General features: G+C 37.2%; 6 protein-coding genes. 4 read left to right on the top strand and 2 right to left on the bottom strand.

The annotated features are described in order from the left end of the window. Nucleotides 1–15: 15 nt before the first annotated feature. Nucleotides 16–213 (bottom strand): hypothetical protein, encoded by a 198-nt coding sequence (locus tag D1Z92_RS17515; protein WP_206099765.1) that lies wholly within the window; start codon nucleotides 211–213, stop codon nucleotides 16–18. 217 nt (nucleotides 214–430) lie between these two features. Beyond that, nucleotides 431–799 (bottom strand): hypothetical protein, encoded by a 369-nt coding sequence (locus tag D1Z92_RS14880; protein ID WP_128896467.1) that lies wholly within the window; start codon nucleotides 797–799, stop codon nucleotides 431–433. 371 nt (nucleotides 800–1170) lie between these two features. On the opposite strand from D1Z92_RS14880, the gene D1Z92_RS14875 reads away from it, so the two are divergent. The 4 genes from D1Z92_RS14875 (at nucleotide 1171) to clpC (ending at nucleotide 5800) form a co-directional block, all read left to right on the top strand. Further along, nucleotides 1171–1641, top strand: coding sequence for a CtsR family transcriptional regulator (locus D1Z92_RS14875; RefSeq protein WP_128896470.1), 471 nt, complete (start codon nucleotides 1171–1173; stop codon nucleotides 1639–1641). Nucleotides 1642–1720: 79 nt separating this feature from the next. Next, on the top strand, nucleotides 1721–2236 hold the full coding sequence (mcsA, locus tag D1Z92_RS14870; RefSeq protein ID WP_128896466.1) for a protein-arginine kinase activator protein McsA: 516 nt from the start codon (nucleotides 1721–1723) through the stop codon (nucleotides 2234–2236). A gap of 14 nt (nucleotides 2237–2250) precedes the next feature. After that, a complete protein-coding gene (mcsB, locus tag D1Z92_RS14865) occupies nucleotides 2251–3306 on the top strand; it encodes a protein-arginine kinase McsB (RefSeq protein ID WP_128896465.1) in 1056 nt (351 codons plus the stop codon). A gap of 49 nt (nucleotides 3307–3355) precedes the next feature. Beyond that, on the top strand, nucleotides 3356–5800 hold the full coding sequence (gene clpC, locus D1Z92_RS14860) for an ATP-dependent protease ATP-binding subunit ClpC (RefSeq protein WP_128896464.1): 2445 nt from the start codon (nucleotides 3356–3358) through the stop codon (nucleotides 5798–5800). The last annotated feature ends 200 nt before the right edge of the window (nucleotides 5801–6000 follow it).

The following is a 6000-nucleotide window of genomic DNA, read 5'->3' as shown; positions in this document are numbered from 1 at the left end:
ATAGTTTACTGATGATTATAGACACTTCAAAAGTCTTCTTATAAGCGCTCTTTCAATTCTTCTAACTACTATGCGGCGGTGTCTTCTAACTGGAAGTCTGCATCCAGAACCAGCACCATAACCGCCAAATCCACTGCTACCAAAACCATAACCGCCAAATCCACTGCTACCAAACCCATTGCCAGAATTACCACCTGGTTTTCTTATTGCCATTGAACTTCACCTCCATATATTATTAAATGCAGTGGAACGCTATACTGCTTGTGTTAAAGACATGGTACAAGCATTGATTTTAAAAATTTAAAACAATGAATAAGTAACGTTACTTTATTCATATTTCATTTACATACGCTATGTACTTCAATTACGTGAAACAGACGTACTGCTTGTGCTATATAACAAGCACAAGCAGTAACATTACGTTTTTATATTAATATAGGCGTTTTCTCAAATAGGCATTTTCTAAATGACATCTAATTAATTTTTCGCGTAAACTTTTACCTTTAGCAGTACACCCAACACCATATCCACCATAACCTTTTTTACGACCACCATTAGCAGTAGCTAAACATTTTACACCAGTGTGTCTTTTGCGACCTGCATTGGCACAAGCAGGACATTTAGAAAAGCCACCATACCTTTTGCCTTTTCCATAAGCATAAGCGGAACATTTAACACCATATTTTTTGCCTTTACCATAAGCATAAGCAAAACATTTAGCACCGCGATATTTTTTACGACCACCACCGTTAACAGCCTTACATTTTACACCATACTTTTTAGCTCCAAATCCAGACATTTGATTTCACCTCCATGTATTATATAATGCATCTCAGCGCACTACTGCTTGTGTAGAAGACATAGTACAAGTAATGATTTTTAGATATATAAGTTGAATGAACTTGTTACAACCGACTTATTACCGCTAATCATAAGATGGAAAAATTACTACCTCACAAGCTTTACCCTGCTTAAACATATAGAAATAGTAAAAAGAAGTAACAAAGTGTTTTTCACTTAGTAATAAAACTTTTTCAAATGAAGGTATATGTTGGAGCAAGTAGAGAAAAAATATGAACATAAATACTTGCATCATATAAAAAATTTGATATAATAAAATTAAAGTCAAAGAAAGTCAAAGTCAATTAATTGAATTGGAGGCCACCGTTGATGCGAAACATCTCCGACCTCATTGAAAAATATTTGAAAGATATATTACAAGAAAACCCTCAAAAAGCGATTGAGATTCAGCGGAATGATCTTGCAGACCAATTTCAATGCGTTCCTTCACAGATTAATTATGTAATTAGTACAAGGTTCACCATTGAAAAAGGTTACTTAGTAGAAAGTAAACGAGGAGGTGGTGGGTATATACGAATACAAAAAGTCAGCCTGCCACAACATGCCCAATTAAATGAGTTTATATTTCAGAAGATAGGTAACAGTATAGATCAACTCAATGCTGAAGGAATACTAGATCAATTACATGAGGGTAAGCATATTACATTTAGGGAAATGAAAATGCTAAAAGTAGTGTGTTCACGTGAAGTACTGGCTTTTAGTCTTCCACTTCGTGATGAGATAAGAGCAAGAATATTAAAGGCCATGCTTACCGTAGTATTGACCTCAAATAAATCATAAATTGCAATATGTCATACATTGTTTTACTTGGTATGAGTTGGAGATAATAAAAAGTATACTACTAAAGGAGGGATGATCTATGTTATGTCAGGAATGTAATGAGCGATCAGCAACACTTCATTTCACTAAAATTATCAATGGAGAAAAAACAGAGATTCACATTTGTGAAAAATGTGCAAAAGAAAAAGGAGACCTTATCCCTGGCTCTTCTAACAGTTTCTCTATTCATAATTTACTGTCTGGTTTACTGGAGTTTAATCAGGCTGGTACTTCATATGAAAATAGTCAAAAACAATTGAGATGCGAAAATTGTGGATTAACTTATCATCAGTTTAGAAAAGTAGGCCGCTTTGGTTGCAGTCAATGTTATACGTATTTTTCTGACCACTTAGATCCTTTATTTCGTAGGGTGCATGGTACCACCACGCATGTAGGTAAGGTCCCATCCCGCTCAGCTGGAAAAATAAAATACGCTCGCAAAATAGATGTATTGAAAAAGAAAATGCAAAGCAATATTGAAAATGAACAGTTTGAAGAAGCCGCTCAAATTCGAGATCAAATAAAAGAAATAGAACAAAAACTATCTGGTATGTAAGGGGGGATGAGTAGATGGGAACAAAAAAATTCATTGAGGATGCACTCAGTGAATGGATGCGTGGTGGAGGTACAGACGCTGATATCGTTATCAGTAGTCGCATTCGACTAGCTAGAAATATTGGGCAGTATCCATTTCCAATGCTTGCTACAGATCAACAAGCCAACAACGTGCTAGAAGAAGTGAGTAAAGTGTTACAACAAAGAGATTTAAATGATATTCAAAATTTTGAAATATTGAAGTTAAACGATATGGATAAGTTAGAGAAAAGAGTTCTGGTGGAGAAACACTTGATTAGTCCTAATCTAGCTAATGATGCAAGAAACGGTGGCGTGCTGCTTAGTGAGAATGAAGCCATCAGTATTATGATTAATGAAGAAGATCACTTGAGAATACAATGTCTATCTCCTGGATTACAACTAGATCAAAGCTTTCAGTTAGCAAGTGAAATAGATGATGTATTTGAACAGCAATTAGATTATGCGTTTGATGAGAAAAGAGGCTATTTAACGAGCTGTTCTACTAACGTAGGAACGGGACTAAGAGCTTCCGTCATGCTTCATCTCCCTGCACTTGTTTTAACTCAACAGATTAACAGAATATTATCTGCAGTAAATCAAGTTGGGCTAACCGTTCGTGGTATATACGGCGAAGGTAGTGAAGCGATAGGAAACTTATTTCAAGTTTCAAATCAAATTACATTAGGGCAATCAGAAGAGGAAATTATAGAAAACCTATATAGTGTAGTGAAGCAAATTATTGAGCATGAACGATCAGCTAGGGCTACATTATTAGATGAACAATATACATCGATTATTGACCGCAGTATGCGATCATATGGCATTTTATCACATGCTCATATTATTGACTCCAAAGAAGCAGCGCAAAGATTATCTGATATAAGGTTGGGGATTGATCTAGGTATGATTACGAACGTCTCTGCCAATATACTCAATGAGCTAATGGTCATGACACAACCTGGATTCCTACAAACGTATGCAGGTAAAAATTTAAACGCAGAAGAGAGAGACATTCGCAGAGCAGAGATGATAAGAGAACATATAAAATAAGAAGTATGTGCATTTATTATGAAGATTTAAAATTCGGAGGTGCTGTAACATGATGTTTGGAAGATTTACGGAAAGAGCGCAAAAAGTATTAGCGCTTGCCCAAGAAGAAGCAGTAAGATTGGGTCATAACAATATTGGAACAGAGCACATATTGCTAGGTTTAATTCGTGAAGGCGAAGGTATAGCGGCAAAAGCACTTATTGCATTAGGTTTAAATTTGGAAAAGATACAATCTGAAGTGGAGTCACTAATAGGAAGAGGGGAAGAAGAACCCAAAAACATTGCTTACACTCCAAGAGCGAAAAAAGTAATCGAATTGTCCATGGATGAAGCGAGAAAAATTGGTCACACGTATGTGGGAACAGAGCACATATTGTTAGGGCTTATTCGTGAAGGTGAAGGTGTAGCAGCAAGAGTGCTGAACAACTTGGAAGTGTCTCTAAACAAGGCGAGACAACAAGTGTTGCAATTACTAGGGAATAGCGAGACGATGTCTTCTAGTCAACACAGTTCTAGCAATGCAAACACACCGACTTTGGACAGCTTAGCAAGAGACTTGACTGCTATAGCTAAGGAAAATAACTTAGACCCTGTAATTGGTCGAAGTAAAGAAATAGAACGCGTTATTCAAGTGCTCAGTCGTCGTACGAAAAACAATCCTGTTCTCATCGGGGAACCTGGCGTAGGTAAAACAGCGATTGCAGAAGGATTGGCACAAAGTATTGTGGATAATGAAATTCCAGAAACACTAAGAGATAAGCGTGTCATGACATTGGATATGGGATCTGTCGTTGCTGGCACGAAGTATAGAGGTGAGTTTGAAGATCGTCTGAAAAAAATCATGGACGAAATTCGCCAAGCAGGGAACATTATCTTATTCATTGACGAATTGCATACACTCATTGGTGCAGGCGGAGCGGAAGGAGCCATTGACGCATCCAACATCTTAAAACCTTCCCTTGCAAGAGGAGAACTACAATGTATCGGTGCAACGACATTGGATGAGTACCGTAAATATATTGAAAAAGATGCGGCATTGGAACGAAGATTCCAGCCTATCAATGTGGATCAACCTTCTTCAGAAGAAGCAATTCAAATTCTTTACGGTCTAAGAGATCGCTATGAAGCACATCATCGCGTTAAAATTACGGATGAAGCGATTGAACAAGCGGTTAAACTTTCTGATCGTTACATTCCAGATCGCTTTTTACCGGATAAAGCTATCGATCTTATCGATGAAGCAGCTTCAAAAGTGAGATTAAGATCGTACACAGTTCCACCTAGTTTGAAAGAGATGGAAAGCAACTTGGAACAAATTAGACAGGAGAAAGATGCTGCCGTACAAAGTCAGGAATTTGAAAAAGCAGCTTCATTTCGAGATGACGAACAACGAATCAAAGAAGAAGTAGAGCAAACGAAGAAAAAATGGAAAGAGCAACAAGGAAGAGCAGATTCTGAAGTGACACCAGATGATATCGCAGATATCGTTTCTAACTGGACGGGAATACCAGTGAAGAAACTAGCAGAGGAAGAAACAGAAAGACTGCTGAAAATGGAATCTATCTTGCATGAGCGTGTCATTGGGCAAGATGAAGCAGTAACGGCGGTAAGTCGTGCTATACGTAGAGCTAGAGCAGGATTGAAAGATCCGAAGCGTCCAATTGGCTCCTTCATTTTCCTTGGACCAACTGGAGTGGGGAAAACGGAATTAGCTAGAGCGCTTGCAGAGTCCTTGTTCGGGGATGAAAATTCCGTGATTCGAATTGATATGTCAGAGTATATGGAAAAGCATGCAACATCTAGACTTGTGGGTGCTCCTCCAGGATACGTGGGATTTGATGAAGGAGGACAATTAACGGAAAAAGTTCGTAGAAAACCATACTCTGTTATCCTTTTAGACGAAATAGAGAAAGCACATCCTGAAGTATTCAATATCTTATTACAAGTACTGGAGGATGGAAGATTAACGGACTCCAAAGGAAGATTAGTTGATTTTAGAAATACTTTAATCGTGATGACGTCCAACGTGGGTGCAGATCTCATTCGCAAAAACTCAACGTTAGGATTCACAGCGAATAATGACGATCAAAGAGACTACAGCAACATGAAATCGAAAGTACTAGAAGAATTAAAGAAAAGCTTCAGACCAGAATTTTTGAATCGATTAGACGAAACGATCGTATTCCACTCCTTAAAAGAAGAAAATATTCAAGAAATCGTATCGTTAATGATCAATGAGCTTAAGAACCGATTGAAAGAATTAGAAGTAGAGTTTGAGCTAACGGATAGCGCATTAAAATATTTGGCTAAAGAAGGTTTTGATCCGACATACGGTGCGAGACCACTTCGCAGGGCGATACAAAAATTTGTCGAAGATCGTCTGAGTGAAGAATTGCTTAAAGGAGCAATAAAAAAAGGAGACAAATTGCTCATTGATGAAAAAGACGGCGAATTGTCCGTGGAGAAAAAAGATCTCGAAAAATCCACATCCTAATATCTCCTCCTTCTCCTTTTATAAATAACAGGTTAGATAAAATCACTCGGTAGGTAAAACTATCGAGTGATTTTAATTTATAAATATATCCATAGGCGTACATCTTTTCAATAAGATCGTTAAATGGTAAACTTTTATTATAAAAAATTATAAAAACATGGATAATGTTAGGATGAACCCATTTGAAATCAAAAGAAAAA

This window comes from Longirhabdus pacifica, from assembly GCF_004115085.1.
GTDB lineage: Bacteria > Bacillota > Bacilli > Paenibacillales > DSM-105158 > Longirhabdus > Longirhabdus pacifica.
This window is presented reverse-complemented; position numbering and strand designations above follow the sequence as displayed.